Genomic DNA, 24997 nt, shown 5'->3' with positions numbered 1-24997 from the left:
CAACAGGAGTTTAAATGTTTATTACGCTGGCAATAATAACAAGCTTTTTATTATTTATAACGCTATTACCTATGGCGTATAGCCAGCATTATCTGGTGCGTGGTTGCGACTTTATTCGCTTACAAGTGTTTTATATTGCAAGCTTTATAGCATGTGTTGCTGGGTACTTTGCATTTAATAACGCCACAGACTTTTTGTATATTGTTGCAGGCGCTGTATTAATTATGTTTTTACAGGGAAAGTGGATATACCCATATACTTGGCTGGCAAAAAAAGAAGTGCAAAGCGCCTCAAAACACATCGCGCACAGTGTAAGAATTATGTCGGCAAATGTACTTATGTCGAACCATAACAGTGAGCAATTAATTAGCTTGGTTAATCAGCATCAACCCGACCTACTTATTACCCTTGAAAGTGACAGTTGGTGGCAAAATAAGTTATCAGTACTTAAAAAAGACTATCCATATTACATAGAGTGCCCTAAAGACAACCGTTACGGCATGCATCTATACAGTAAATTTAAAATATTTGACGCGCAAATATGCCAGTTAATAGAAGACGACATACCGTCAATTCATATTTTATTTGCAAGTGCACAAGGGGTTAAAATGCAAGCGCACTTTATTCACCCAGCGCCACCAAGCCCCACCGAAGAAGACTCATCGCGGCCGCGCGACTCAGAGCTAATTATGGTAGCAAAAGCACTTAAAAACCCAACACGGCCAACTATAGTTGCCGGCGACTTAAACGACGTAGCTTGGTCGCGCAGCACCCGTTTGTTTATGCAAATTAGTGGCTTACTAGACCCCCGTAAAGGCCGTGGATTTTACAACACGTTTCACGCTAGTTACTTTTTTATGCGCTGGCCGCTGGATCATTTATTTCACAGTGAAGGGTTTAAAGTAAAGCGTATAAAACGATTAGCAAAATACGGTTCTGATCACTTCGCGCTATTAACCGAATTAACCTACGAAAATGCCGACCAACAATCGCTAGAAACTAAATCGGCGCAGCATAAGCAAGAAGAGATTCAACAACTTGCTATGAGTAAAGCAGATAAACGCAAAGTGCCAATGTTTGAAAAGAGTTAGGCTTTTAGTCATATTTTTGTAAAGAGCTTAGGCGCTGCGTTTTAGCACTGTGATAAAAGCACGGTGATAAAAAATTATGAGTAAAAGTGCGATATAAAATCGCAATAACAAAAATTGATGTTAGATCAATTGAATACAAAAACACCGCGCTTAAAGCGGGGTGTTTTATTTTTTGCTTACTAGTAACGAGTATTTAGCACTCGTACTTTATAGCAAGTTTATGAGCTGTGGATCATGATGCTTTTAACGTTCACAAATTCGCGCATGCCAAAGCCGCCGTGCTCTCGACCGTAGCCACTTTCTTTAACCCCACCAAATGGTAAGTTTGGTTGCGCTAAACCGTAACCGTTTATGTTGATCATACCAGTGTCGAAGTGCTTTTTAGCCAGCTCAATGGCTTTTTTCACGTCTTTTGAGAAAATGCCGCCACCTAAACCATAGCGAGACGAGTTAGCAATTTTCATTGCATCGTTGTTGTCTTTCGCTTTTATAAGCGAGGCAACAGGGCCAAATAACTCGTCGTCGTACGCTGGCATGCCTGGCGCTAAATTATCAAGTAGCGTAGGAGGGTAGTAAAAGCCGGTTTGCTCTGGTATTTCACCACCGGTGACTATGTTTGCTCCCGCTTTAACCGATTGCATTACTTGCTCGTGAATACCGTCGCGTAAATCTTTACGTGCCATTGGGCCTAAATCTGTGCCCTCGGCCATTGGGTCGCCCATTTTCATGGCTTCAAAATGCTGTTTTACTTGTGCTTTAAAGTCATCATACAGAGACTCAACCACTACAAAACGTTTTGCCGAAACACACGTTTCGCCGTTGTTGACCATACGTCCTGTTACACAAGTTTTTACGGCAAGTTCTAAGTCGGCGTCATCAAGTATTAAAAAGGCGTCGTTACTGCCAAGCTCTAATACGGTTTTTTTAACGTATTTACCCGCTTGCTCGGCTACTTTTTTACCTGTGCTATCGCTACCGGTAAAGGTAACGCCGCTAATCGCTTTATGCGCGATTAATGCGCTGGCTGTTTTGCCATCAATAAGTAGGTTACTAAAGCAGTGCTCAGGAAATCCGGCTTGTTTAAACAAGGTTTCAATTTTTTCGGCCATACCAAATACATTGCTGGCATGCTTTAACACTGTGGTGTTACCGGCCATTATATTAGCGGCGCTGTAGCGAATTACCTGGTAAAGCGGAAAGTTCCAAGGCTGAATGCCAAGTAGTACACCCGTAGGCTGATAGCTAACAATTGCGCGGCCGCCGTCCATGTCACGTTCTTCATCGGCAAGAATTTTAGGGCCGTGCTCGGCACTATAACGACAAATGCCTGCGCACAGTTCAACTTCTTGCAAACCTTGGGCGTATACTTTACCCATTTCTTCGGTCATAAGTTTGGCTATGGCATCTTTTTGCTCTTCGAATAATGAAGCTAATTTGTTTAAGTGTTTTGCACGTTCGGTCACTGACACTAAGCGCCACTTTAAATAGGTTTGATGAGATTTTTCGATTACCTGCTCAGCTTGCTGTTGCGACAGCAGCGTATAGGTATTAATGATTTGCTCAGTTGTTGGATTGATCGTATTAACTGTGTTGCTCATTGTAATCTCCTCTGTGTTTGTCTGTACTGAGGGTTGCAAAGGTAACGCCAGTTATTGTTTGTTGAGATTTTTTTATAAGTTGATGTTATTAAGGCAATTTATTTTTTGTATAGCATGAGTTTAATATTTTTATAGTTATTAATCTGTTATGTTCTGTAAATAATGCAAGTCGCTGCAAAATTTACAAGAAAATTAAAGTAATTTACGTGTTTTTAGGCTTAGCTTTTTATTATTAGCTTGCTAGTTAGAGCCAGTAAACCCTCATCAAAAAATGGTTAATATAAATGAATGAAATTTCAATCTTGCCGCTAGGCGATAGCTATCAAGAGCTTGCTGCAAATTTAAAACTGCAACTTGCAGAGCAATACCCAATTAAGCATATAGCGCGCGATACTGTATTGTTACAACAAGGGCAAAAGCAGCGATATGGCTATTTAATTCTCGATGGGGTGTTAGGTGCAATACATGACGATGCAGAGGGCGGGCAAAGATGTAAGGAGTTTTACTTTAAAGATGAGTTTGCGCTACTTTATGGAAATTGGCTAACGAATACCGAAGCGTTTTATCAGCTAAAAGTAATTAATAGGGTAAGCGTTATTAGCGTCCCATTGAATGTATTTAATCAATCCGAATGGCAAATAATTAAGCAACAACTTATTGCGCAGCAGCTTATATTTAAAGAAGCCAAAGAAGCATTTTTATTGCTTAATACACCCGAGCAACGCTACCGTTATTTACTAGCCGAAAAGCCCCATTGGTTGGCGCAGTTAAGCTTAACCCAAGTGGCTATGTATATTGGTATTTCGGCAATTTCTTTATCAAGAATTCGTAAACGACTTAACTTAAGTTAAGAGTAATAACGCCAAAGCTAGTTAGACTTGCTGTTTTAAGGAGTCACTATGTTTTTAATTGCTCAGTCGTTAGTTGCTATAGCAACATTACTTGACCTTGCCTCGTTTCAGTTTAAGTCGCGTTCGTTAATTTTAACCTGCTTATTTATGTCGGTATTGTTGACCGCAGTGCACTTTTTTATGTTGGGGCACAATAGCGCTGGTTGCTTAATGTTAATTGCCGCCTTTAGGTACTTTTACTGCATTTATGCACGTAAAACGTGGGCAATGTATGCTTTTATGCTGCTGTGTTGCGTGGCTGTTTATTTTACTTGGCAAGATTGGTTTAGCGCACTGGCACTTATTGCGACGTTAATTCAAACGTTTGCATCGTTTCAAAAGCACGACTTACATATGCGTTTATGTATGGTTGTAGGTACTTTATTTTGGATAAGCCATAACGTTTTTGCAGACTCTCCGGTCGCTATTGTTATGGAAAGCTTATTTTTAAGCAGTAATTTAGTAGGCTTGTATCGTTTTTACAGCACAAAAAAAATACCTTGTTGAGCTTTACCCAGGTGTAAGTAAAGCTAATTACAGGCTATAACTGTTTAGCTATTTCTTTGAGTAAATAGGTTTCGCGTATAATCGACAGCCCTTGCTTATCGCTGGTGGCAAGTGTTCGCTCGTTATGGGCAATTGCTTCATTTATATCTACCCACTTGGCAACCATGCCATTTTGTTGCTCGTAGTGTTCAAGCTGTGCTTGGCCTAACTTTTGGTCAATATTACATACATAGCAATAAGATTTTATATGAATAATGTCAAAGTCGTCTTTGTACCAAGGGCGGTATTCTTCATACAGGCCGAACTCTTTCTTTATTATTATATTTTGTGCGCCGGTTTCCTCTTGCAACTCTCGTATTAACCCTTGCTCTATACTTTCGTGCTCATCAACACCACCACCAGGTAAACTAAAGTCATCATATCTTTTTGTATACATTAATAAAATATGCTGTTTATGCATGGCAATAGCGCGAGCGGTAATACGTGTGAATTGACTGCCTTGCTCAATATTAATACTTGGATGAATGAGGGTTTTTAATGGGCGCATTGGCTCTCCTGTAATAAAGTTAAATTATATCAGTTATTTATTTTAGGTTTTTGTTAAATAGTATATAAAGTGAGTGTTTTTTAAGTTTAAGTACATCAAGTATGCTTAAAATACTCATTTATAAAAATTTAACTAAATAGTTAAAGCTTTGTAATTTAAGCGACAAATAGCGCGTCTTTCTTTTAGTGCTAAGGCCAAGTAGAATAATAAAAAAGCATAGGGATTAATCATGTTAAATATACTATTAGTGGACGATGACGTTGAGTTTAGTGACGTAGTTTGTCATATAGTCGAATTCCTCGGCCATAATATAAGCACTGCAACCAGTTTAAAAGAAGCCCATCAGTGGCTAGAAAACAATAGCTTTGATCACATACTGCTCGACTTTATGCTACCCGACGGTAGCGGCTTGCACCTACTCGATCATTTAAAAATGATAGGCCATTCACCCAAAATAACTCTAATATCTGGGCACCCTTCGGTAAAGGGAATTTTAGCCGATATGTGCGAGCCAAATGTTGCGCATTTATTAAAGCCATTACAGCGTGAAGATCTTGAACGGGTATTAAATGGCCCGAAAAAAACAATTAAAAAAACAAAATCATCAGCTATAACCCGCCATTTTGGTACGCTAATAGGCGAGTCTACAGCAATGCATAAGCTGTACACCATGATAGAGCGAGTATCTAAAACCCACGCCAACGTAATGCTTATGGGCGAAAGTGGTGCGGGTAAAGAAGTAGTTGCTCAGGCAATTCATAATGCCAGCGAATGTGAAGGGCCGCTGGTGGCAAGTAACTGTGGTGGTTTTTCAAAAGAGTTGATTAGTAGTGAGCTGTTTGGGCATGAAAAAGGCGCATTTACCGGCGCTATTGCACGTAAAGAGGGCGTGTTTGAACAAGCAAATGACGGCACGTTATTTTTAGACGAAGTAACCGAAATGCCAATTGGTATGCAACCAAACTTACTGCGCGTGCTAGAAACAAAAAAAGTAACACGTGTTGGCGGAAACCGCGAAATACCTACAAATTGCCGAGTTATTTCGGCCACTAACCGCTCACTTACCGATTTAGCGCAAAATAATATTATTCGTGAAGATATTTATTTTAGATTGGCAGTGTTTCCTATTGATATACCGGCACTGCGCGATCGAAAAGAGGACATTCCACTATTAGCAAATGCCTTTTTAGAGCAATTAAATGATGAAAATGGCACCGCATTTAACTGGAATAACGACCAGTTAAAAGAGCTACAAAGTTATGACTGGCCTGGTAACGTGCGCGAACTGCGCCATGCAATACATCGTGCGTTTATTATGAGCGATCCACAAACCAGTGATATTACCTTACCCGATAACTTAGAGTCGCCATTTTCAAAAGTGAATAGCCAAGTTAACGACAAGCAAGTATCAGCAGGACAAACTATTGAAGAAGTAGAAAAAGAACTTATTCATGCCACGCTCGATAAAGTACAAGGTAATAAAACACTGGCTGCACAAATGCTGGGTATTAGTACTAAAACACTTTATAACCGCCTTAATGCTTATGGTGGCATTGGCGAATATAAATAAAGTTTGAGGAAAATAATGAGTAATCACAGTAAAAAGCCTCTAAATGAGTTAGTACACGATGCTAGAGCGCCACTTAATCGAATTTCGATGAATGCAGAGTTGATAAAGCTGGTGCTAGAAAACGATATGCCAAAAGAGAAAGCACTCGATGCGCTAAATAAAATTATTGCTAACTGCCAACAGTGCAGCGAAAGCTTACAAACAATTACAGACTCGCAATAATTTATCTCTTTGAATTAGGATGCTAAATGAGTACGCAAAAAGAACCAAGTAAAGCTAATGTCATTTGGGCAACATTTATTGTTGTGGTGTTATCTATCATTATTGGTAATGCATTTTTGGCAGTAAATACCATACAAGGGTTAAGCAAAACGCAAAATAGTTTAGACAATACCAATATGCTCACTACCGCTATCGAAAAGTTACATTTGTCAGTTGTGCAGGCTGAGTCGGGTCAGCGAGGTTATTTACTTACAGAAAAAAGTGATTATTTAGTTCCTTATTACGATGCACTTGAGCAGCTTGAGTCACAAACTGAGCATGTAAAATCGTTAAGCTCAGAAATTAATGGCCAGGCAGAGCGCATTGCACTGTTATTGTCGTTAGTGGATAAAAAGGAAATTGAATTAAAAAAGACCGTTAACTTAGCGCAAAATAATAAAGAGCGCAGTGCGCTGTATTTAGTAAACACAGATAAAGGACGAGAGCTGTATAAACAAATTCGCTTAGCGGTAAACGAAATTCAAGAGCGAGAAATGTTGTTTAAAGTTAGCCACTTTTCTAAGTTAGCAAAAATAAAAAATGAAGCTAAAATTACTTTTGTCATTACCGCAGTCACTAGCGGTTTGCTAATTATAGGCATGTTTGTACTTACACGGTTAAATTTAAGAAATACTGCGCAGTATCGAGCAGAGCTTGAAAAACAAAACGAAGCCTTAGCTAGCAAAGTGACAGAGCGAACTCAAGAGCTAATGCTTTATTCAGATGAGTTGAGTCGCAGTAACCGCGAGTTAGAAGAGTTTGCGTTTGTAGCAAGCCATGACTTGCAAGAACCACTGCGTAAAATTCAAGCATTTAGCGATCGTCTCGAAACTATGTTCAAAGACGAGTTAGGTGAAAAAGGCATGGATTATATAGCGCGGATGAAAAATGCAGCGCAGCGTATGTCTAATTTAATTAATGACTTATTAGAGTTTTCGCGTATTACCACCCGTGGCAAAAATTTTGTTGATACCGATTTAAATAATGTATTAAATGATATTTTAAGTGATTTAGAAATTGCTATTAAAGAGTCTAATGCGCAGATTAATGTGGGCGATATGCCAATAATTCAGGCCGATCCAAGCCAGATGCAACAGTTATTTTTAAACTTAATTTCAAACGCGGTTAAATTTAGGCACCCAGAACAACAACCCGTTATTAATATTGAACACATAAAAACGAGTGAATTTAGTGAAGGGCATAATACCGAGGTTTGTTGGCAAATAATTACTGTTAAAGACAACGGTATTGGTTTTTCGCCAGATTATGCAGATAAAATATTTGTTCCATTTCAGCGTTTACATGGTCGCTCGCAGTATAAGGGCACTGGTATAGGTTTATCTGTTTGTCGGCGTATAGTAGAGCGCCATGGCGGCACTATAACAGCACAAAGTAACATGGGTGAGGGTGCAAGCTTCATTATAAAACTACCTGTGGAAAGCGAGCTTTTCACATTGCAAGGAGAGGCTTAAATGCCACTTACTAAAGTAAAACCAATCACTATTTTAATGGCCGATGATGATGAAGACGATCGTTTATTAACTCAAGATGCCCTAGCCGAAAGCCGTGTACTTAACGAGCTACACTTTGTTGAAGATGGTGTGGAGCTATTAGAGTACTTGGAGCGCAAAGGTAAGTTTGAGCAAAAAGATACATCGCCCAGACCAGGTTTAATTTTATTAGACTTAAATATGCCACGTATGGATGGCCGCGAAGCATTGCAAGCCATTAAAGCAAACCCATGCTTAAAGGGCATACCAGTTGTTATTTTAACTACCTCAAAGCAAGAAGAAGATATGGTTAAAGGCTACGACTTAGGTGCCGCGTCGTATATAACTAAGCCAGTTACCTTTGATGGTTTAGTTGAACTAATGAAAGCACTAGGTAAGTACTGGGTTGAGTTTGTAGAACTACCAAATACTTATAATGATTAAAAACAGCCACTAAAACGGGAGATTGCATGTCTATTAAGGCAACCAAGCTGCTACTTGTTGAAGATGATGAAGATGATTATATTCTTACCCGCGATTATCTTGAGCAGCTCAGTTCCCATACATTTGAGATTGAATGGGTTAGCGACCCTAAACAGGCAGTTAAAGTACTTAGTGAGAATAAGCATGACATTTGTTTGCTAGATTATCGCTTAGGTGCCTCAGATGGCTTAAGTGTATTAAAACAAGCAATAAAAAACGGCTTTAGTGGCCCAATAATTATGTTAACAGGGCAATCTAATGAAGCGTTAGATTCGGCTGCACTTGATGCCGGCGCTGTAGACTATTTAGTTAAAAGTGAAATGACCACTAGCCGCTTTGCGCGTGCAATACGTTATGCTTTAGCCCGTCGTGATGTTGAAGATGAGCGACTTGAGCGATTAAAAGCCGAAGCCGAAAACCGCTCAAAAGATCGCTTTTTAGCACACTTAAGCCACGAGCTACGTACGCCGCTGTCGTCGGTTTTAGGTTACACCGAATTATTAATGCAAAGCGACTTTAGTAAACAAGCCGAAAACGAGCTAGGTGTAATTTACCGCAATGGTAAACACTTATTAAGCTTACTTAATGACGTCCTCGATTTATCAAAAATAGCGGCCGATAAACTTGAGCTTAATTGCAGTGATGTAAATCTTGATAGCTTAATGGCTGACGTATTTACTTTAATGCGAGTATCGGCGCTTGATAAGGGCTTGTCATTACGCTTTGAATCGCTGCAGCCCTTGCCTTTAATCGTTAATATTGACGCAACTCGCCTTCGACAAATACTTATAAACATTATCAACAATGCAATTAAATTTACCGAGCAAGGCGAAATAACCCTTTGTGCTTGGACTGAATTTGTTAGCGACCGTGAAATGCTGTTTTTTAGTATTGAAGACTCAGGCATGGGCATTGCGCCAGAAAAACAAGCGCTTATATTTAAACCGTTTGAACAAATAGCCGATGTTGAGTCGCGCGCGGTAGGCGGTGCTGGCTTAGGGCTTGCTATTTGTACTGAGTTACTTAACAGAATGCAGGGTTCAATTGCCTTAGATTCTGCGATTGGCAAAGGCTCTAAATTTATTATTTCGCTCTACCCCGGCAATATTAAAAATGTAGAGCGCAGCTTATTAAGGCTCGACTTAACCCCTAATATGCAGCAAAAAAATGCACCATGTAAAGTTAATGGTAGGGTATTAGTGGTTGATGATTTACGTGATTTACGCGTTTTAGTTGGCCACATGATCACCTCTGCAGGTGCAAAAGTAGATTACGCTGAGCACGGTAAGCAAGCACTCGAAAAAGTACGTAATGCCCAGCAACAAGGAATAGACTACGACGCTATTTTTATGGATATACATATGCCAATCATGGGCGGAAAAGAAGCCACTATAGAGCTTAGAAAAATTGGCTTTGAAGGCGCAATTATTGCCTTAACGGCGGCAACTATGAAAGGCATACATAATGAGTTATCGGCATTAGGGTTTAATAATGTGATAGCAAAACCAGTCGATTCCAACTTACTGTATCAGTGCTTACAAGATACGCTTAGTAAAAATAATAAAATAGCAGATGTATTAATTCCCCCCGAAGTTACCCATAGTAATACCCGCTTTTTATTAGTAGAAGACGACGCCGATGCGGCGCAAATAACGCAACTTTTACTAGAAAGCTTAGGGGTTGAAACACACATAGCAAGCAGTTATGAGCATTGTTTAGCCATACTTAAAACAGATGCTAACTATGATAAAGTGCTACTAGATATGAACCTGCCCGACGGCAGTGGTTTAGATTTAGCAAACCATATAAAACAACATTATCCAAAATTAAAGCGCGTTATTGTTAGTGGTATGGAGCCTGATCCAGTGAAAATAAAGCAGCTTGAAATTGAGCAAGTGCTGCTTAAACCAATTAATTTAGCTTTGCTAGAAACACTTATTTAACCAACAATATAGAGTTGATTTATGCAGTCAGTAACATTGGGTTGTGAGCAAGAATTACCCTCAAAAGTAGTGTGTGTAGGGCGTAATTACACCGCCCACATTGCAGAGTTAAATAATGAACTGCCAGAGCAAATGGTGTTATTTAATAAGCCTAATAGTGCAATTGGTACTAAGTTGCTAGCAACGCATAATAAGGATGTTTTACATTACGAAACCGAGCTTTGCTTTGTGGTAAAAAATAGACGTTTAGTTGGCGTTGGCTTGGGGCTTGATTTAACCAAGCGCGAAGTGCAGGCTAAGTTAAAAAACAAAGGTTTGCCGTGGGAGCGAGCAAAAGCGTTTGATGGCTCTGTGCTATTAACGCCGTTTGTTGAGCTTAACGAGGAAATGCAACATTTTAGCTTTGAGCTCAAAATAAACGAGCAACTAATACAACAAGGCAATAGCGATTTTATGCTACATAAACCAGCGCAAATTTTAGCTGAAATTAGTGACTTTATGTACTTTGAAGATGGCGACGTGATAATGACCGGCACACCTGCAGGGGTTGGGGAAGTAACGGCAGGCAGTATATTTAGTGTAACGCTATACGCCAATGGGCAACGTATATTGGCGCATAAATGGCAGGCCGAGTAATAATGCAAAGTTAAAAGTGCACCTATGCAGTAGGTGCACTTAGCTTGCGGTTTTTACTTTTAACTTGGTCTTTTTAGCTAGTGCGCATTAGCTTAATAAGGCATAGGGTATTGTCTAAAAATACTATTAATAGCGCCGAGAATTTCATCGCTTAAAGTAAGGTTAAACGCACCAATATCTTCTTTTAATTGCGCCATAGACGTAGCACCAATAATAGTAGAAGTTACGCCATCTACCTTATTACACCAAGCTAGGGCAAGTTCTGCAGGAGTTAAGTTATGGGCGTGAGCAAGTTCTACGTATTGCTTTATTGCTTGTTGTGCGTTTGGCGTATCGCGGAAAATACCGTTACGTTGCATAAAGGTCCAACGCGTTCCCTCAGGGCGTGCGCCGTTTAAATATTTACCGGTTAATGAACCCGCCGCCAATGGTGACCAAGGTAAATAAGCAATATCTTCGTGTACACATTGTTCTATTAAGTAAGGCCAATCTTTGGCGTGCACTAGGCTAAATTCGTTTTGAATCGACACCATGGGCGGTAAATTATGCTCTTTAGCTAAGTTTAAAAACTGGTTAACACCCCAAGGTGTATCGTCTGAAAGGCCACAGTGTTTTATTTTTCCGGCTTTTACGCAGTCGTTTAAACCTTCTAATATATCGAGCATATCGGCAGTTTGTTGCTGCGCATCTACCTCGGTAAATTTAAGCATTCCTGGCCATTGTTTGGCAAAGTGTGGCGTGGCGCGGTTGGGCCAATGTAGTTGGTATAAATCAATGTAATCGGTTTGCAAACGTTTAAGCGAGTCATCAACTGCAGCAATAACTGTTTGGCGGGTAATATTGCTCCCTTCACGTATCCACTGTAAACCGTTTCCGGCAATTTTAGTGGCAAGTACTATGTCGCTACGTTTATTTTGATTACGCGCTAACCAGTTGCCAATAATTTGCTCTGTTTTGCCGTAGGTGTCGGGAGATGGCGGCACAGCGTACATTTCGGCGGTATCAATAAAGTTAACACCTTGCTCAAGCGCATAAGCTATTTGCTGATCTGCATCGCTTTGCGTGTTTTGTAACCCCCACGTCATACTACCTAAGCAGACCCTAGAGACGTTTACACCACTGCTACCTAGTGGGTTGTATTGCATATAAGCTCCTTATTTACTGGCTTAGTTTTGGGTATATTGCTGTATAGCAGATAAAAGCGGCTCAGTGATTGGCGACTTTTTACCAGTTTGAAAGTCAAACATTACGACTTGCGAAGTGCCTGTTGTGGTTATGGCATTTTGCGCGTGGCTAAACACGTTGTAGTTCATCATAAAGCGATCTGATTTAATATCGCTGATGGTGACACCTACAGTGAGGGTATCGGGAAAAGTTACTGGGCGTTTATAGCGAATAGTGTTTTCGCTGATCACAGGGCCAATGCCTTTGCTGCTAATGGTTTCAAAAAGGTTTATTTTATTTAAAAAATCGATGCGAGCTATTTCAAAATAGCGTAAATAAACAACATTATTTACGTGTTGCAGGGCATCCATATCTCCCCATGCCACTGTAATGTCAGTATGAATAGGATGTTGATCTTTAAACGTTTGCATACATTTACGCCCTTTAATTTTAAAGTGTTTAGATTATCAATATGGGGTTATTACCTCAAGGTAATTAACCTAGGGTATTTTATGTTTGGTTTAATTAAATAAAAGGTTTATTGTTATATAACACAGGTAGGGAGATATGTATGAAAAGTGTCGTTAATTGGCTTTTAGTCTGTTTAGTTTTTATAGCCGCATTTATTTGTTACGCGATGGGTAATGCATCGGGTGTCATTGCTTTAACTGTTGTGGGTTTTACGTTGGAAACAGGGTTTTGGCTGTATTCTTTTAAAAAGCGTAAAAATAATAAACGCTGTTTTTAATAGGGGGCAAGCTTGCTAATTACAGTTGATTCTATAATAATGGCTGTATAAATAAACAGTTGTTATAGTGGTAATGAAAAAGTTTATTCATATAGATATGGACTGCTTTTATGCGGCGGTCGAAATGCGCGACAACCCTAAACTTGCCAATGTACCACTTGCAATTGGTGGCAATAGTCGCCGTGGCGTGCTCTCTACTGCAAATTATATTGCTCGGGAGTATGGCGTGCGCTCGGCTATGTCTAACTATCATGCCAAACAATTATGCCCCGACTTAGTTATAGTGCCTGGGCGTATGGCTGTTTATAAAGACGTATCGACGCAAATACGTGCCGTGTTTAGTCGCTATACAGATTTAATTGAACCTCTCTCTCTTGACGAAGCCTATTTAGATGTAACCCACAGTGAGCAGTGTAAAGGCAGCGCCACGCTTATTGCGCAGCAAATTCGTGCTGATATTTATAATGCCACAGGGCTTACTGCCTCGGCCGGTATTGCGCCAATTAAATTTATTGCCAAAATAGCCAGTGACGAAAATAAACCCAATGGTCAGTTTGTCGTATTGCCCGATCAGGTTGATGCCTTTTTAGCACAGTTACCGCTGGGTAAAATTCCGGGTGTAGGTAAGGTCACGCTCGAAAAGCTTAACTTAAAAGGTTTGTATACAGGCCAAGATGTACGCGAAAAAGGCGTAAATTGGATGCAGCAACATGTAGGTAATTTTGGCGTGTCGTTATATCAAAAGTGCGCTGGTGAACACATAGGCCGGGTGTCTACTGAGCGTGTACGTAAATCACTAAGCGTTGAGCATACGTATGAGTACAATAAAAATAGTTTACAAGAATGCCTAGAGCAACTTCCTTCACTGCTTGAGGAGCTAACCACTCGACTAAACAAGCAGCAGCTGCAAAATCAGGTAAATAAACTCAGTGTTAAAGTAAAATTTGCCAATTTTGTAGTGACCTCAGTCGATCAGGCGCATCAGCAATTAAATAGCGATATTTTTAGCGAACTATTAGCTAAAGCGTATCAACGCGGCTTACAGCAACCAGTGCGTTTATTAGGTATTGGGGTAGGAATAAAAAATCAGCCGCAACACAATTTGCAGCTGAGCATACTTGATATGTAAACCCTGTAGTGACAAGTTGCCAGCGCATGTTAACTTAAGCTGGGAGCTTATCGCAGCTTGCTGGTCTTCAATATTCAAATCAACGATAATAGAGGCTTATGTTTTTAACAGGACCTTTATTTATGGCATACCCTAAAGCAGTAGTGGCTCAGCCAGTGAGCGCTAGCCTTGAATGCAACGCGCATGACGCACTTATTATAATTAGTGATGACTTTTTTCAATTAACTAATAACCCATTACGCGATGCTATTGCAGCGCAAGCAAAAGTAGATTCACGTATCGGTAAGCAAGTAACTTTATTAGTTATTAACAATAAACGTGTAGTACTGGCGCCTACTGGGCCATTAAATAGAGATTACGACGATGTACGCCGTTATTTTGATGCTGCAAAATTAGCAATAAATGAAGCTAAAGCCTCGGGCAGTGTTAACCCTGCTATTTACTTACCTAATATAAATGCCGACAGCCGTTATCAGTATGCACTAGAAGTTGCTTACTTAGGAACTTGCCAAGCATTGTGGCAGCCATTAGAAGCGCGCGAATACCATGGCGAGGCTATTGAGCCAATTACGCAAATTGGTTTGATTGATGCCACAGAGCAAACAATTAAAGCAGTTAACGCACTTGCTGCTGGGCAATACGCAGCACGTGATTTATGTGGTACTGAGCCTGAGCGCATGGCGCCGCCACGTTTTGCAGATTACTGTGTTGATTTATTTAAAGGCAGCAATGTTGCAGTTGATGTTATTGATGACCTTGCAGTTATAGATAAAAACTACCCTATGCTTAGTACAGTAGCTCGCGCATCATACGCGGTTGAGCATCATCACCCACGTGTAGTTAAATTAGAATATGTACCAGAGGGCGAGGTAACTCGTACACTCATGTTTGTAGGTAAAGGCTTGGTATACGATACCGGCGGCGCTGATTTAAAAGTGGGCGGCCATATGGCGGGCATGAGCCGCGATAAGGGCGGTGCAGCTTCTGTGGCTGGCTTTATGAAAGCTGTAGCCGACTACCAACCTAAGGGCGTTAAAGTAATTGCTTACTTAGCGGTAGTGCGTAACTCAATTGGCTCTGATTGTTTTGTACCAGATGAAATTATTACTAGCCGCGAAGGTGTGCGAGTACGCATAGGTAATACAGACGCAGAAGGGCGCTTAGCAATGGGCGACCTATTAAGTGAAATGAAAGATTTAGCTAAAAACCAAATTAACCCAACGCTATTTACTGTGGCCACTTTAACCGGCCATGCAGCCCGTGCTATGGGCCCTTATGGCGCTTATGTTGAAAATGGCCCAGCACGTAGTGCTAATATTTCGCGAAAGCTTGCTGATAACGGCGACTTATGGGCTGATGGCGCAGAAGTATCGCGCGCTCGTCGTGAAGATTATGACTTTATCAAGCCGCGTACTTTAGCAGACGATGTACTTTCTAGTAATAATGCGGCGTCGGCTGTTACGGCACGAGGACATCAGTTCCCTATGGCGTTTTTAGCAATTGTTGGTGGCTTAGACAAGCATGGTAACGATTCAGCTCAGCCACTACCTTATGTGCATATGGACATAGCGGGTAGCGCAGTAGAGGGCGGCGACTGGCAGCATGGTAAGCCAACCGCAGCTTCAGTAAGTAGTTTATTTGCTAGTTACTGTTTGTAATTACCATAAAGTACTAATTAGCAATGCCCTGTAAATACAGGGCTTTTTAATCTTTAATCTAATTTAAAACGAGTTACTACACTTGAAAGTTGTGAGCTACTTTGCTTTAACTGCTCGCTGGCACCGGTTAATTGCTTGGTGTTATCGAGTGACTCTTTAGTTGAATTAGCTAGGCCGTTAATACGCAAATTCACTTCATCTGCAGCTAAAGTTTGCTGCTCAGTAGCACGCGCTATTTGACTGTTCATTTCGGTGATCACACTAACTAAGCGTTCAATTTCATTTAGTGATGTGTTTGCTGATGATGCCTGCTCAACCGTTGATGCTGAAAGAGCTTGGCTCGACTTCACTGCCTCTACCGCTGCTTTTGCACCGTTTTGCAGCTTAGTGATCATAGTTTGAATTTCGTCGGTACTTTTACCAGTACGACTTGCTAAAGTACGCACCTCGTCTGCCACAACGGCAAACCCACGGCCGTGTTCACCCGCACGGGCAGCCTCAATCGCAGCATTAAGGGCAAGTAAATTAGTTTGCTCAGAAATACTTCTAATTACTTCAAGTACCGATCCTATATTATTACTTTCGCTGGCTAAATCGGTAGTAACTCGGCTCACAGTTTCTATATTACTGGAGAGTGTTTCAATTGCCGTTATAGTATTGGCAACGACATTTTTACCTGATGATGCATTACTCGCTGCATCGTTTGCAGCTTGCTCAGCGGCTTCAGCATTGCGACTCACATCATGAATTTGGTGGGTCATTTGCTCCATTGCTGCAGCTACCTGTGTGCTACTGTCGTTTTGTAACTCAATAAAAGATTGGCTTGTTTTACTTGCTTCGTCAACGGTATGCGCATGTTGATTAACATCGTGTGCGCTTTGCGATACATGCGTTAATGATTCGCGCATTTTCAATATAAACGCGTTAAATGAATGCGCTAGCTCAGATATTTCGTCATTTCCGGCTTCATCTAAGCTGCGGGTTAAATCGCCTTCGCCTTGGGAAATATTTTTCATCATGTCGGCAGCTAAGCGTGTTGGGGTAATAATACTTTTACCAATAAAGTAGCTTAATAAAATCAGTGCAATAATCATTACCACGGCATTTATAATTATTAAATTACGTTGCTCAGCAAATGCACCATCAATACTGTCGAGGTACACGCCCGAACCTATAACCCATTGCCATTGGTTAAAGCCCTTCACAAACGCTATTTTATCAACTGGTTTGTCTTTACCTGGTTTAGGCCATTTATAAGGTACAAACCCTTCGCCTGCTTGTTGGGTCACTTTTACCATTTCTACAAATAATGCTGTGCCATCGGGGTCTTTGTTATTAGTTAAGTCTGTACCATTTAAGTCTGGTTTAAATGGATGCATTATCATCTTTGGGTGGTAGTCATTTATCCAAAAATAGTTGGTGTTATCGTACCTAAGAGCACTAATTGTAGCTAAAGCTTGCGACTGCGCTTGTTGTTGGGTGAGGGCATTACTTTGCTCAAGATTATAAAAGTGTTCAATAACGCTATAGGCGGTTTCTACTAGGTTTTGAGTTTTAAGATATTGCTCATTTTTAAGCGCTTGATACTGATTACTTAAGCTCGAAATACTTAATATAACCAGTCCCAATACAACGATACCAACTAACAGTGCAAAACGCTGAAAAATAGTAAAACGACGAAGATTGAGCATATGTTTATTCCTTAATGGGTACAGCACTGCTGTACTTTTATTAAGTTTATTTATATAACTAAACTTAGCACTTATTAAGGCAAAAAAAAGGCTGATTTATAATCAGCCTTTAGTCTATTTATTCAACATTTAGTTGTTATTTAACATTAAAATGACGATTAAAGAAGTTAGTAATGGTTTGGTGCAGATGCGTTTGCACTGTTTTACCTCGTAGGCTGTGTTTAGAGCCTGGGTAGGTCATCATTTCAAACGGTTTATTGGTATCTTGTAATTGTTTAAATAATTTAGTGGCATGAGTAAACAACACATTGTCGTCGGCCATGCCGTGGTAAATCATTAATGGTCCTTTTAAGCCATCAATGTACGGAAATACCGCACTGTTTTCATAGCCTTTAGCATTAGTGGCTGGGTGGCCTAAATAACGCTCAGTATAATGGGTGTCGTAAAGTGCCCAGTCGGTTACTGGCGCGCCAGAAACACCGGCGTTAAAGTAATCGCCAGCTTTAAACATGGTCATTAATGCCATGTAACCGCCATAACTGTGGCCGTAAATACCAATACGTTGTGGGTCTACATAATCAAGCGTACGTAAAAATTCCACGCCTTTAATTTGATCAGCAACTTCTACTTCACCTAAGTTTTTATAAATAGCATCTTCAAACTTTTTACCACGGTTGTATGAGCCGCGGTTATCAAGTTGAAAAATCACATAGCCTTGTTGCGCCATATATTGAAAATATAGGTTTTTACTACGCCAGCTATTAGTTACTCGCTGTGCATGTGGGCCACCGTACACGTTTACAATAACAGGGTGCTTTTTACCATCACTTATATTGCTTGGTTTAAATAACCTATAATGCATTGCCTGGCCGTCTTCGGCTTTAAGTGTGCCGTATTCAGGCGTCGCTAAATCACTTAAGTAAGGCGTAAGCGGGTGCGTGTTATCTAGCTTGTTTTCTTCAAGCCAAGTAATAAACTCGCCATTTATTTTACGCAGAGCTGCAGCGTTTGGCTGATTAACCGCCGAGCTATTATCAATAAAGGTTTTGTTGTCTTTGGCAAGTACGACGTCGTGATATTGGCCTTGCTCGGTAATGCGTTTAATATCGCCTTTTTTAAATAACGAGGCACTGTATAAGTGGCTTTCGAGTGGGGTGTCTTTTCTGCCTGAAAAGTAAACGAGGCCTTTTTTCTCATCAATGCCTTTTAAGCTCTCGACCGTCCAATCGCCGTTAGTAATTTGACGTACTAATTGGCCATTGGTGCGATAAAGGTATAAATGTTTAAAACCATCACGCTCAGACGCCCACACAAAATGCTTTTTGTCTTTTAAAAACTCAAGGTCAAAGTGTAAGTTTATCCAGGTATCGCTACTTTCGGTGAGCGCTACTTTTTGGCTTTTAGTTTTGCTGTTATAAAAGCGCAGCTCTAATGTTTGCTGTGAGCGGTTTTGCCATTGATACGAGAGCGTATTGCTATCTTTTAACCATTTTGCACGGGCAAGGTAAATGTCTTCATCTTTGCCTAAATCAACCCAATCTACTTGTTGATTGTTTAAGGTAACTACGCCAAGTTGTATTTTAACGTTGTTAGTGCCAGTAAACGGATAACGTTGATTGAATAGTTTTACTTCGTCGGCGTAAATTTCGTTGCGTAGTGCTTCTTTTACTGGGCTTTCGTCAACGCGAGTAAAGGCAATTTTAGACTCGTCATCGGCCCACCAATAGCCGGTCATACGGCTCATTTCTTCTTGTGCAACAAATTCGGCCATGCCATTTTTAATAATGCCGCCGCCATCGCTACTTAATTGTATTTCTTTACCAGAATCGAGCGCTAAAGCGTACAGGTTTTGCTCGCGAATAAAAGATACAAAATTACCTTTGGGCGAAAAGCGAGCATCGGTTTCAAAAGCCTCAGTATTGGTGAGCTTTTTACTTTTATTTGCTGCTAGTTCGTAATAATACAGATCGCCGTTAAGTGGGAATAATAATGCTTTACCATCTTTAGACCACTTGTATTCAAGAATACCTTGGCCAAAAATACGCTGGCGCTCGCGGCGTGCTTTTTCTTCGTCAGAGAGGTTCTCTGGGCCTGAGAATAACTTAGCTGAATCGACCAGCATACGGTTGGTGTTATCTTTTAAGTTATATTCCCATAAGTCGTAGCGGTTATAGTCGTCACTTTTGCCTTGTAAATAAGTAACGCGATTGCCGTCGGGCGAAAACTTTAATTGCACTGGAGATTTACCCGATAAACTCGGGTCGTCAAAAATACGCTCTAGCGAGAGTGGTTTTGCTTGTACGCTAACAGCACTTGCTAGCAGAGGGATGGCCAGTGAAAGGTATTTTATTTTTTTTAGCACAGGGTTGCCTTCGCTTTAATAAATATTGCTTAGAATGGTAAAGCCAAGCGTGTGCAACTGCAACTAAATGCTATAAAGTGGTAATTATTAAAGACAAAGTAGGACACTATGATGACTCACCCCACATTTGAACTAGCCCCAGAGCTTAAGCGCGATTGTATAGAGCTTGCCGATTGGCCGTTGTGTAAAGTATTACTATTGAACGATAGCCAATACCCCTGGTTTATTTTAGTGCCAAAAAAAGCCGGTTTAAAAGAGATAATTGACTTAAGCGAGGATGAGCAAGTTACTTATTTGCGCGAGTCGGCAAAATTGAGTCATTTATTAATGCGGGTATTTAATCCCGATAAATTAAACGTGGCGGCGCTTGGTAATATGGTGCCGCAATTACATATTCATCATATTGCGCGCTTTACTAGCGATGCCGCTTGGCCTGCGCCAGTATGGGGTAAACACCCAGCAGTGCCATATGAAGACGAGAAAATAGCAAAACTAAAAGCCCACTTTTAATTATAAAACCTTATAGAGAGAGCCAAGATGAGACATATTAAGTTGTTTGCCAATGCATTATTTATCACTGCGTTATTAACTACAGGCGCAGTGTTTGCAAAAGAGCGGTCTATTAATGTTACTGCAGTTAAAACTAGCGATGTGCGTAATTTAGTTATTCACGAAAATCAAACTTTGTCTGCAGCCCAGCCAACAAGCGAGCAGCTTAAACAACTCGCTAATGCTGGAGTGAAGCACGTAATTAATTTACGTGGCGAAAACGAGCAAGACTGGGATGAAGCCCAGCTGGTGGCTTCGTTAGGGATGCAGTATCACGCATTGCCAATTGCTGGTGCGCAAGATATTAGTGTTGAAAACGCACAAAAGCTGGCTAAAATAATGGCTGAACTAAACGGCGAGCCTGTGCTGTTACATTGTGCTAGTAGTAATAGAGTAGGTGCTTTAATGGCTATTTCTGCTCATGCAGAAGGGCTTGATATTGAATCGGCACTAGCAAAGGGAAAGCATTGGGGAATGAGTAGTTTAGAGCCTGTAGTGCGCAGCGTTATTACTGCTAAGTAATTATTACTAAACAAACATTACTAAATAATTAGCGTTTAGGTTAAATAACGACACCGAGCACTTCTAGCTCAATAAAAAAGCGTTACAGTTTTGAGCTGTAACGCTTTTTTAGTTTTTATTTACTAGGCTATTTTAGGTAGTAAACAGGCTTTAAACTATTTAAGGCCCAACACTTCTTTGCCTTGTTTAAAGGTAACATCAACCGGAATATTAGCTTGGCTTAGTTTTTCTAAATCTTCTGCTAGCTCTGCTTTAATATTGCCGTGCGTAGTAATAAGCTGATCTACTTTTTGATAATCGCCGTCACCTTGAATTGTTAAAATTAAGCGTGATAATTTAGCCATAGCATGGCTCATTTTTTCCATGTTTACACGGTATAAACCGGCTTCATTTTTAGAAAAAGCACCTTCTTCAGCAAAAAAGTTAAAGCGGATCATATTTGCTTTACCGTGAGCACTTGATGCACCAAAACGTACTGAGCGGAATATACCAGCCATAAAGGTGGTGTAGTAATCCTCTAGTGTACCTTCAGTAATTTCGCCTTTTTTAAGTAGTTGCTCAATCATGTACAAGCCTAAAATATCGGCTTTACCTTCCTCAAGTGCACTGGCGTGTTCTTGTAATGATTGGCGCACAGTTCCCTTACCAGTAAGGGTATTTTTAATGCCTAAGCCATGAGCTACTTCATGGAACATGGTATTAGCAAAGAATGCATCAAAGGTAATATGCTTACGTTGCTCAGGTACAATAAGTTGCTCTGCAATTGGTACTAAAATTTTGTCAAACTTAGCGCGCATAGCATTTTTAAGCTGTAAACGGCGCGTGCCTTTTTCAAGCTGTACTTGCTCGTCGTTTGGTAAGTTTATAGCAATGGTTTTACTGCCCGCATTTGAGTGACCTGCATAGTAAACAACGTCGTAGGCATTTAGGTCGGCGTCTGATCCCGGAACTTCTTGTTTGTATTTATCATCTACCGGTAAGCCTTTTTGTAGCTCAGGTAAAAAGGCAGCAAATTTAGCCAGGCGCTCGCTCCATGCTAAATCTTTAATTAATACATAAGACTCATAAGCAGCACGGTAACCAAATAATTGGTCTTCATAAGTTTCAATTGGACCGATAACCACATCTACTGGGTTATTTTTCATATCCATCCACGCAAAATCAGACGCTTGAAAGTCATCATTTAGTAGCGCGTCTGCACGAAGGTTTAAGTAGTTAGCAAACTCTTTGTCGTCTGCTAGTTTACTTGCCTCACGTAGCAAGTTAGCAGCCTCTAATAGCTCGGTTGCGTACTCTTTAGAGTATGGCACGCTGTAAAGGTTACCTTGCTCATCACGTTTAATAATAGAGTAAAGCCCATTTTTATCTGCAAGTTCTGCTTTATTTAACTCTTCTTTGGTTATATCTGCAGGGTAAAACTGTGCACCTGTTGCTTTTTCTTTATAGCTAGATAAAAACACTTTATCGCCGTTTAAACGATCCCATGGACCGTAGTTTATGTCGGCAAATTTACGCACTTTGTCATCAGCTAGTTTTGCTAAAAATAACTCTTTATTTTCACCAAATGCTTGCTGCCAAAATAAATCATCCATAATTATGGAAGCATCTATAAGCTTTGCCACCATGGCTTTTTGGTTATCGCTTAAATGTGATAAATCAGTTTGTAAGCTAAAGTCAGTGTAAATGTCTAAACGTTGTTTATCGGTATTTATAAGTGTTGGACCTACAGGCTTTACTTGCTCTGCTTTAACAGCCGTTTTATTACTAGAAGAAGGGGCTTGCTCTGAACAAGCACTAAGAAAAACGATGCCGGAGAGCATAATTGCTTGGCTAATTTTATTTAAGTTCATTATTTTGCCTATTTAAAAGTAAGATTTATTATTTGTACGCAGTTCGCTAAGGCGCTTACTATCTTAAAAATACTGCCTTATAGTGACTGCATTAAAGCAAAACACCGTGGTAAATAGCAAGTTTTAGGCGTTAGAGGTGTAATTAACTGATGCTAAGTAGTAAATAAAAAATAAATTTATGTAGTTTTGTTAGCTTTAACTATAAGTTAAGTAATACTAAAGCATATAATAACAACAATATAAGGCTTGTTTTAGCTTATAAATAACTAATCATAGGGATGTTATGTCTACTGAAAACGCATTGTTAACAATTTTGATCGATAGAATAAATAACGACACTTTAGTACTGCCTACTTTACCTGAAGTGGCAATTAAAGTGCGCCAAGCCGCTGATAATAATGACGTAAACTTGATGCAAATGGCCGATGTGATTGCACATGATCCAGCACTAACAGCCCGGATGATTAAAGTAGCTAACAGTGCAATTATGGGACGCTCAGTTAAGGTATCTAACTTACATCAAGCAGTTACTCGCATAGGTTTACGACAAATTAAAAATATTGCTACGGCTATGGCAATGGAGCAACTGTTTGTATCTAACAACGAGCTAATTAAAGGTTACATGGGTAAAGCGTGGCAAAAAACGTTAATAGTAGCGAGTCACTCAATTGCATTAATGGAGTTTTACTTAAAAAATAATAAGCAAAACTCTTTAAATAGAGATTCGATTACCTTGGCATCATTAATTTATAATATTGGTGTATTGCCTATTTTAACCGAAGCCGAACGCCATCCTGAGGTATTTGCTAACCCTAGCTTTTTAGCCCATGCAATTCAAAAGCTCAGTGGTAAAATTGGTGGCTCTATAATGAAAGCGTGGGAGTTTCCTGATGAATTTATTGATGTGGCGCAAAACTGGGCTGATGTTAGTCATCGCCCTGAGCAAATAAGTTATATTGATTTTATTAGGATTGGTGCAATTTTAGAGGGCACGTTACAAGTGTCAGATAAGTCGGCCGCGCTGCAGGTTTATATTAACAAAGGAATTATTCCTTCTATGCAACTTTTCACCAGCGATGAGTATCATGCTTTAGTTGACGATATAAAAGAGATGTTTTGCTAATAGTAATTAAGTAGTAGGTGTAAAAAGCACGATTAAATCGTGCTTTTTTTGGCTTAACTTAGCAAGGGTAAAAAGCTTAAGCTAAGTCGTCTATATCGCCCAAACCTTGAGTTAGCTCTTCAAGTAGTTGTTTAATTTCTTCTGAGGCTAAAATAAAGTCAGCATCGAGTTTTACTGTCATGTCTTCTTTTGGAATATCAGCATTTTCTTCTTTTAAGGTATCGCTGTAGCTTAAACGCTTAATAGAGCCGTCGTTTTGCAGCATAAACTTAACGCGTTCTTGCCAATCAAGTGCAAGCTTAGTAACACGTTTGCCGGTTTCAAGATGCGACTTAACTTCGTCGCACGATAGGTCGTGGCCTTTAAGCTTAACTTGCGCGCCACTGTCATCTGCTTCCTCTAACTCTGCATCTGAGCCAATTGCAAAGCCTTCAGGCGTACTGAAGTTAGTTAACCAGTCGGTTAAAAACACATCTAGGTCGTAATTGGCAAATGCAGGTACTACAGGCAGCGTACCTAATGATTTACGCAGAAGTGCGAGTAACTCTTCGGCTTTGTTAAAGCTGCCGCTATTAACCACAACCCAGCCGTTTTCTTGGTCAATAAATGCAAACTGTAAGCTCGATTTTTTAAATGCTTGTGGTAGCAGTGTATGTAAAATGTTTTCTTTTAACTCATCTTTTTCTTTCTTTTTAACCGGGCGATTTTCTTCGGCTTCAATTAAATCGACTTTTTCTGCAACTAGCTCATTTATAACCGATGCAGGTAATACTTTTTCTTCGCGCTTAGCGCAAACTAAAATACTTTTTTGTGAAAAATGCGACAAGGTTTCGCCGTGCTTCCCAAACGCTTTGGTCCAGCCAAATGTAGCCAGCTCTTGGCCCGTACAAGGACGAAATAAGTCTTGCTCTAATGCTTTATCAAAATCTTCTTGTGTATACGAAACATCTTGTTTAAAGCGATAACATATAAGGTTACTAAACCACATAGGAATACAGATCCATTTAAAAAATTTGCACAATCATAGCAATAAAATCAGCATCTCGAAATGGCTGATTTAGTGATGGATGCTTTTAAAACAGGGTGAGTATTTAAGATACATTTAATGCTTAAATACAAGGCGTAAAATATAACGTCTTTCGACATTTAATATATTTCAAAGAGCTTTACCTATGTTGAAATTTA

Annotated in this window: 23 protein-coding genes; 15 read left to right on the top strand and 8 right to left on the bottom strand. The window is 40.0% G+C overall.

The features are described 5' to 3' along the window. Nucleotides 1-14 precede the first annotated feature (14 nt). Nucleotides 15-1091, top strand: a complete 1077-nt coding sequence (locus PTRA_RS12535) for an endonuclease/exonuclease/phosphatase family protein (protein ID WP_058374025.1) — start codon at nucleotides 15-17, stop codon at nucleotides 1089-1091. 218 nt (nucleotides 1092-1309) lie between these two features. Here the strand turns inward: PTRA_RS12535 and PTRA_RS12530 are convergent, their stop codons facing one another. Beyond that, nucleotides 1310-2689 (bottom strand): NAD-dependent succinate-semialdehyde dehydrogenase, encoded by a 1380-nt coding sequence (locus PTRA_RS12530; RefSeq protein WP_058374024.1) that lies wholly within the window; start codon nucleotides 2687-2689, stop codon nucleotides 1310-1312. 284 nt (nucleotides 2690-2973) lie between these two features. Here PTRA_RS12530 and PTRA_RS12525 point away from each other — a divergent pair, with 284 nt between their 5' ends. Further along, the gene (locus PTRA_RS12525) at nucleotides 2974-3540 is read left to right on the top strand and encodes a Crp/Fnr family transcriptional regulator (RefSeq protein ID WP_058374023.1); all 567 of its coding nucleotides are present in this window, start codon (nucleotides 2974-2976) and stop codon (nucleotides 3538-3540) included. 48 nt (nucleotides 3541-3588) lie between these two features. Next, complete coding sequence (locus PTRA_RS12520; RefSeq protein ID WP_058374022.1) at nucleotides 3589-4086, top strand: YgjV family protein; 498 nt, start codon at nucleotides 3589-3591, stop codon at nucleotides 4084-4086. 34 nt (nucleotides 4087-4120) lie between these two features. Here the strand turns inward: PTRA_RS12520 and PTRA_RS12515 are convergent, their stop codons facing one another. Then, on the bottom strand, nucleotides 4121-4633 hold the full coding sequence (locus PTRA_RS12515; RefSeq protein ID WP_058374021.1) for an NUDIX hydrolase: 513 nt from the start codon (nucleotides 4631-4633) through the stop codon (nucleotides 4121-4123). 229 nt (nucleotides 4634-4862) lie between these two features. Between PTRA_RS12515 and PTRA_RS12510 the strand changes: the two genes are divergently transcribed. Genes PTRA_RS12510 through PTRA_RS12485 form a run of 6 tightly spaced genes read left to right on the top strand, consistent with a single transcriptional unit; the run spans nucleotide 4863 to nucleotide 11016 of the window. Then, nucleotides 4863-6203, top strand: a complete 1341-nt coding sequence (locus PTRA_RS12510; protein WP_058374020.1) for a sigma-54-dependent transcriptional regulator — start codon at nucleotides 4863-4865, stop codon at nucleotides 6201-6203. A 15-nt stretch (nucleotides 6204-6218) separates the two neighbouring features. Further along, nucleotides 6219-6425: a hypothetical protein gene (locus PTRA_RS12505; protein ID WP_011329047.1), complete on the top strand. Its 207-nt coding sequence runs from the start codon at nucleotides 6219-6221 to the stop codon at nucleotides 6423-6425. A gap of 26 nt (nucleotides 6426-6451) precedes the next feature. Beyond that, nucleotides 6452-7936, top strand: coding sequence for a sensor histidine kinase (locus tag PTRA_RS12500; protein ID WP_058374019.1), 1485 nt, complete (start codon nucleotides 6452-6454; stop codon nucleotides 7934-7936). Next, complete coding sequence (locus tag PTRA_RS12495; RefSeq protein ID WP_058374018.1) at nucleotides 7937-8398, top strand: response regulator; 462 nt, start codon at nucleotides 7937-7939, stop codon at nucleotides 8396-8398. A gap of 26 nt (nucleotides 8399-8424) precedes the next feature. Next, nucleotides 8425-10380, top strand: coding sequence for a hybrid sensor histidine kinase/response regulator (locus PTRA_RS12490; RefSeq protein ID WP_058374017.1), 1956 nt, complete (start codon nucleotides 8425-8427; stop codon nucleotides 10378-10380). Nucleotides 10381-10401: 21 nt separating this feature from the next. Further along, entirely contained in the window at nucleotides 10402-11016 is a 615-nt protein-coding gene (locus PTRA_RS12485; RefSeq protein WP_058374016.1) for a fumarylacetoacetate hydrolase family protein, read from the top strand. 92 nt (nucleotides 11017-11108) lie between these two features. Here PTRA_RS12485 and PTRA_RS12480 read toward each other — a convergent pair whose 3' ends face one another. Both PTRA_RS12480 and PTRA_RS12475 read right to left on the bottom strand, forming a co-directional pair. Then, nucleotides 11109-12161 (bottom strand): aldo/keto reductase, encoded by a 1053-nt coding sequence (locus PTRA_RS12480; protein ID WP_058374015.1) that lies wholly within the window; start codon nucleotides 12159-12161, stop codon nucleotides 11109-11111. A gap of 21 nt (nucleotides 12162-12182) precedes the next feature. Then, complete coding sequence (locus tag PTRA_RS12475; RefSeq protein WP_058374014.1) at nucleotides 12183-12611, bottom strand: acyl-CoA thioesterase; 429 nt, start codon at nucleotides 12609-12611, stop codon at nucleotides 12183-12185. A gap of 140 nt (nucleotides 12612-12751) precedes the next feature. On the opposite strand from PTRA_RS12475, the gene PTRA_RS19145 reads away from it, so the two are divergent. From PTRA_RS19145 to PTRA_RS12465, 3 genes are all read left to right on the top strand, one after another. Beyond that, nucleotides 12752-12928: a hypothetical protein gene (locus PTRA_RS19145; RefSeq protein WP_167653576.1), complete on the top strand. Its 177-nt coding sequence runs from the start codon at nucleotides 12752-12754 to the stop codon at nucleotides 12926-12928. 73 nt (nucleotides 12929-13001) lie between these two features. Continuing rightward, the gene (gene dinB / locus PTRA_RS12470) at nucleotides 13002-14057 is read left to right on the top strand and encodes a DNA polymerase IV (RefSeq protein WP_058374013.1); all 1056 of its coding nucleotides are present in this window, start codon (nucleotides 13002-13004) and stop codon (nucleotides 14055-14057) included. A 122-nt stretch (nucleotides 14058-14179) separates the two neighbouring features. Beyond that, nucleotides 14180-15715: a M17 family metallopeptidase gene (locus PTRA_RS12465; RefSeq protein ID WP_058374600.1), complete on the top strand. Its 1536-nt coding sequence runs from the start codon at nucleotides 14180-14182 to the stop codon at nucleotides 15713-15715. 53 nt (nucleotides 15716-15768) lie between these two features. Here the strand turns inward: PTRA_RS12465 and PTRA_RS12460 are convergent, their stop codons facing one another. Continuing rightward, nucleotides 15769-17406, bottom strand: a complete 1638-nt coding sequence (locus PTRA_RS12460; protein ID WP_058374012.1) for a methyl-accepting chemotaxis protein — start codon at nucleotides 17404-17406, stop codon at nucleotides 15769-15771. 136 nt (nucleotides 17407-17542) lie between these two features. Next, nucleotides 17543-19768: a S9 family peptidase gene (locus PTRA_RS12455; protein ID WP_058374011.1), complete on the bottom strand. Its 2226-nt coding sequence runs from the start codon at nucleotides 19766-19768 to the stop codon at nucleotides 17543-17545. A 111-nt stretch (nucleotides 19769-19879) separates the two neighbouring features. Between PTRA_RS12455 and PTRA_RS12450 the strand changes: the two genes are divergently transcribed. Continuing rightward, complete coding sequence (locus PTRA_RS12450; RefSeq protein WP_058374010.1) at nucleotides 19880-20278, top strand: HIT domain-containing protein; 399 nt, start codon at nucleotides 19880-19882, stop codon at nucleotides 20276-20278. A gap of 27 nt (nucleotides 20279-20305) precedes the next feature. Further along, entirely contained in the window at nucleotides 20306-20839 is a 534-nt protein-coding gene (locus PTRA_RS12445) for a protein tyrosine phosphatase family protein (protein ID WP_058374009.1), read from the top strand. 155 nt (nucleotides 20840-20994) lie between these two features. Here PTRA_RS12445 and PTRA_RS12440 read toward each other — a convergent pair whose 3' ends face one another. Continuing rightward, the gene (locus tag PTRA_RS12440; RefSeq protein WP_058374008.1) at nucleotides 20995-22689 is read right to left on the bottom strand and encodes a dipeptidyl-peptidase 3 family protein; all 1695 of its coding nucleotides are present in this window, start codon (nucleotides 22687-22689) and stop codon (nucleotides 20995-20997) included. A gap of 283 nt (nucleotides 22690-22972) precedes the next feature. Here PTRA_RS12440 and PTRA_RS12435 point away from each other — a divergent pair, with 283 nt between their 5' ends. Continuing rightward, entirely contained in the window at nucleotides 22973-23812 is an 840-nt protein-coding gene (locus tag PTRA_RS12435; protein ID WP_058374007.1) for an HDOD domain-containing protein, read from the top strand. A gap of 76 nt (nucleotides 23813-23888) precedes the next feature. Here the strand turns inward: PTRA_RS12435 and rdgC are convergent, their stop codons facing one another. Further along, nucleotides 23889-24800 (bottom strand): recombination-associated protein RdgC, encoded by a 912-nt coding sequence (gene rdgC, locus PTRA_RS12430; protein WP_058374006.1) that lies wholly within the window; start codon nucleotides 24798-24800, stop codon nucleotides 23889-23891. Nucleotides 24801-24997: the final 197 nt, after the last annotated feature.

This window comes from Pseudoalteromonas translucida KMM 520, assembly GCF_001465295.1.
In the GTDB taxonomy this organism is placed as follows: Bacteria; Pseudomonadota; Gammaproteobacteria; order Enterobacterales; family Alteromonadaceae; genus Pseudoalteromonas; species Pseudoalteromonas translucida.
Note: the sequence above shows the minus strand (reverse complement) of the source record. Positions and strands in the feature narration are given on the sequence as shown.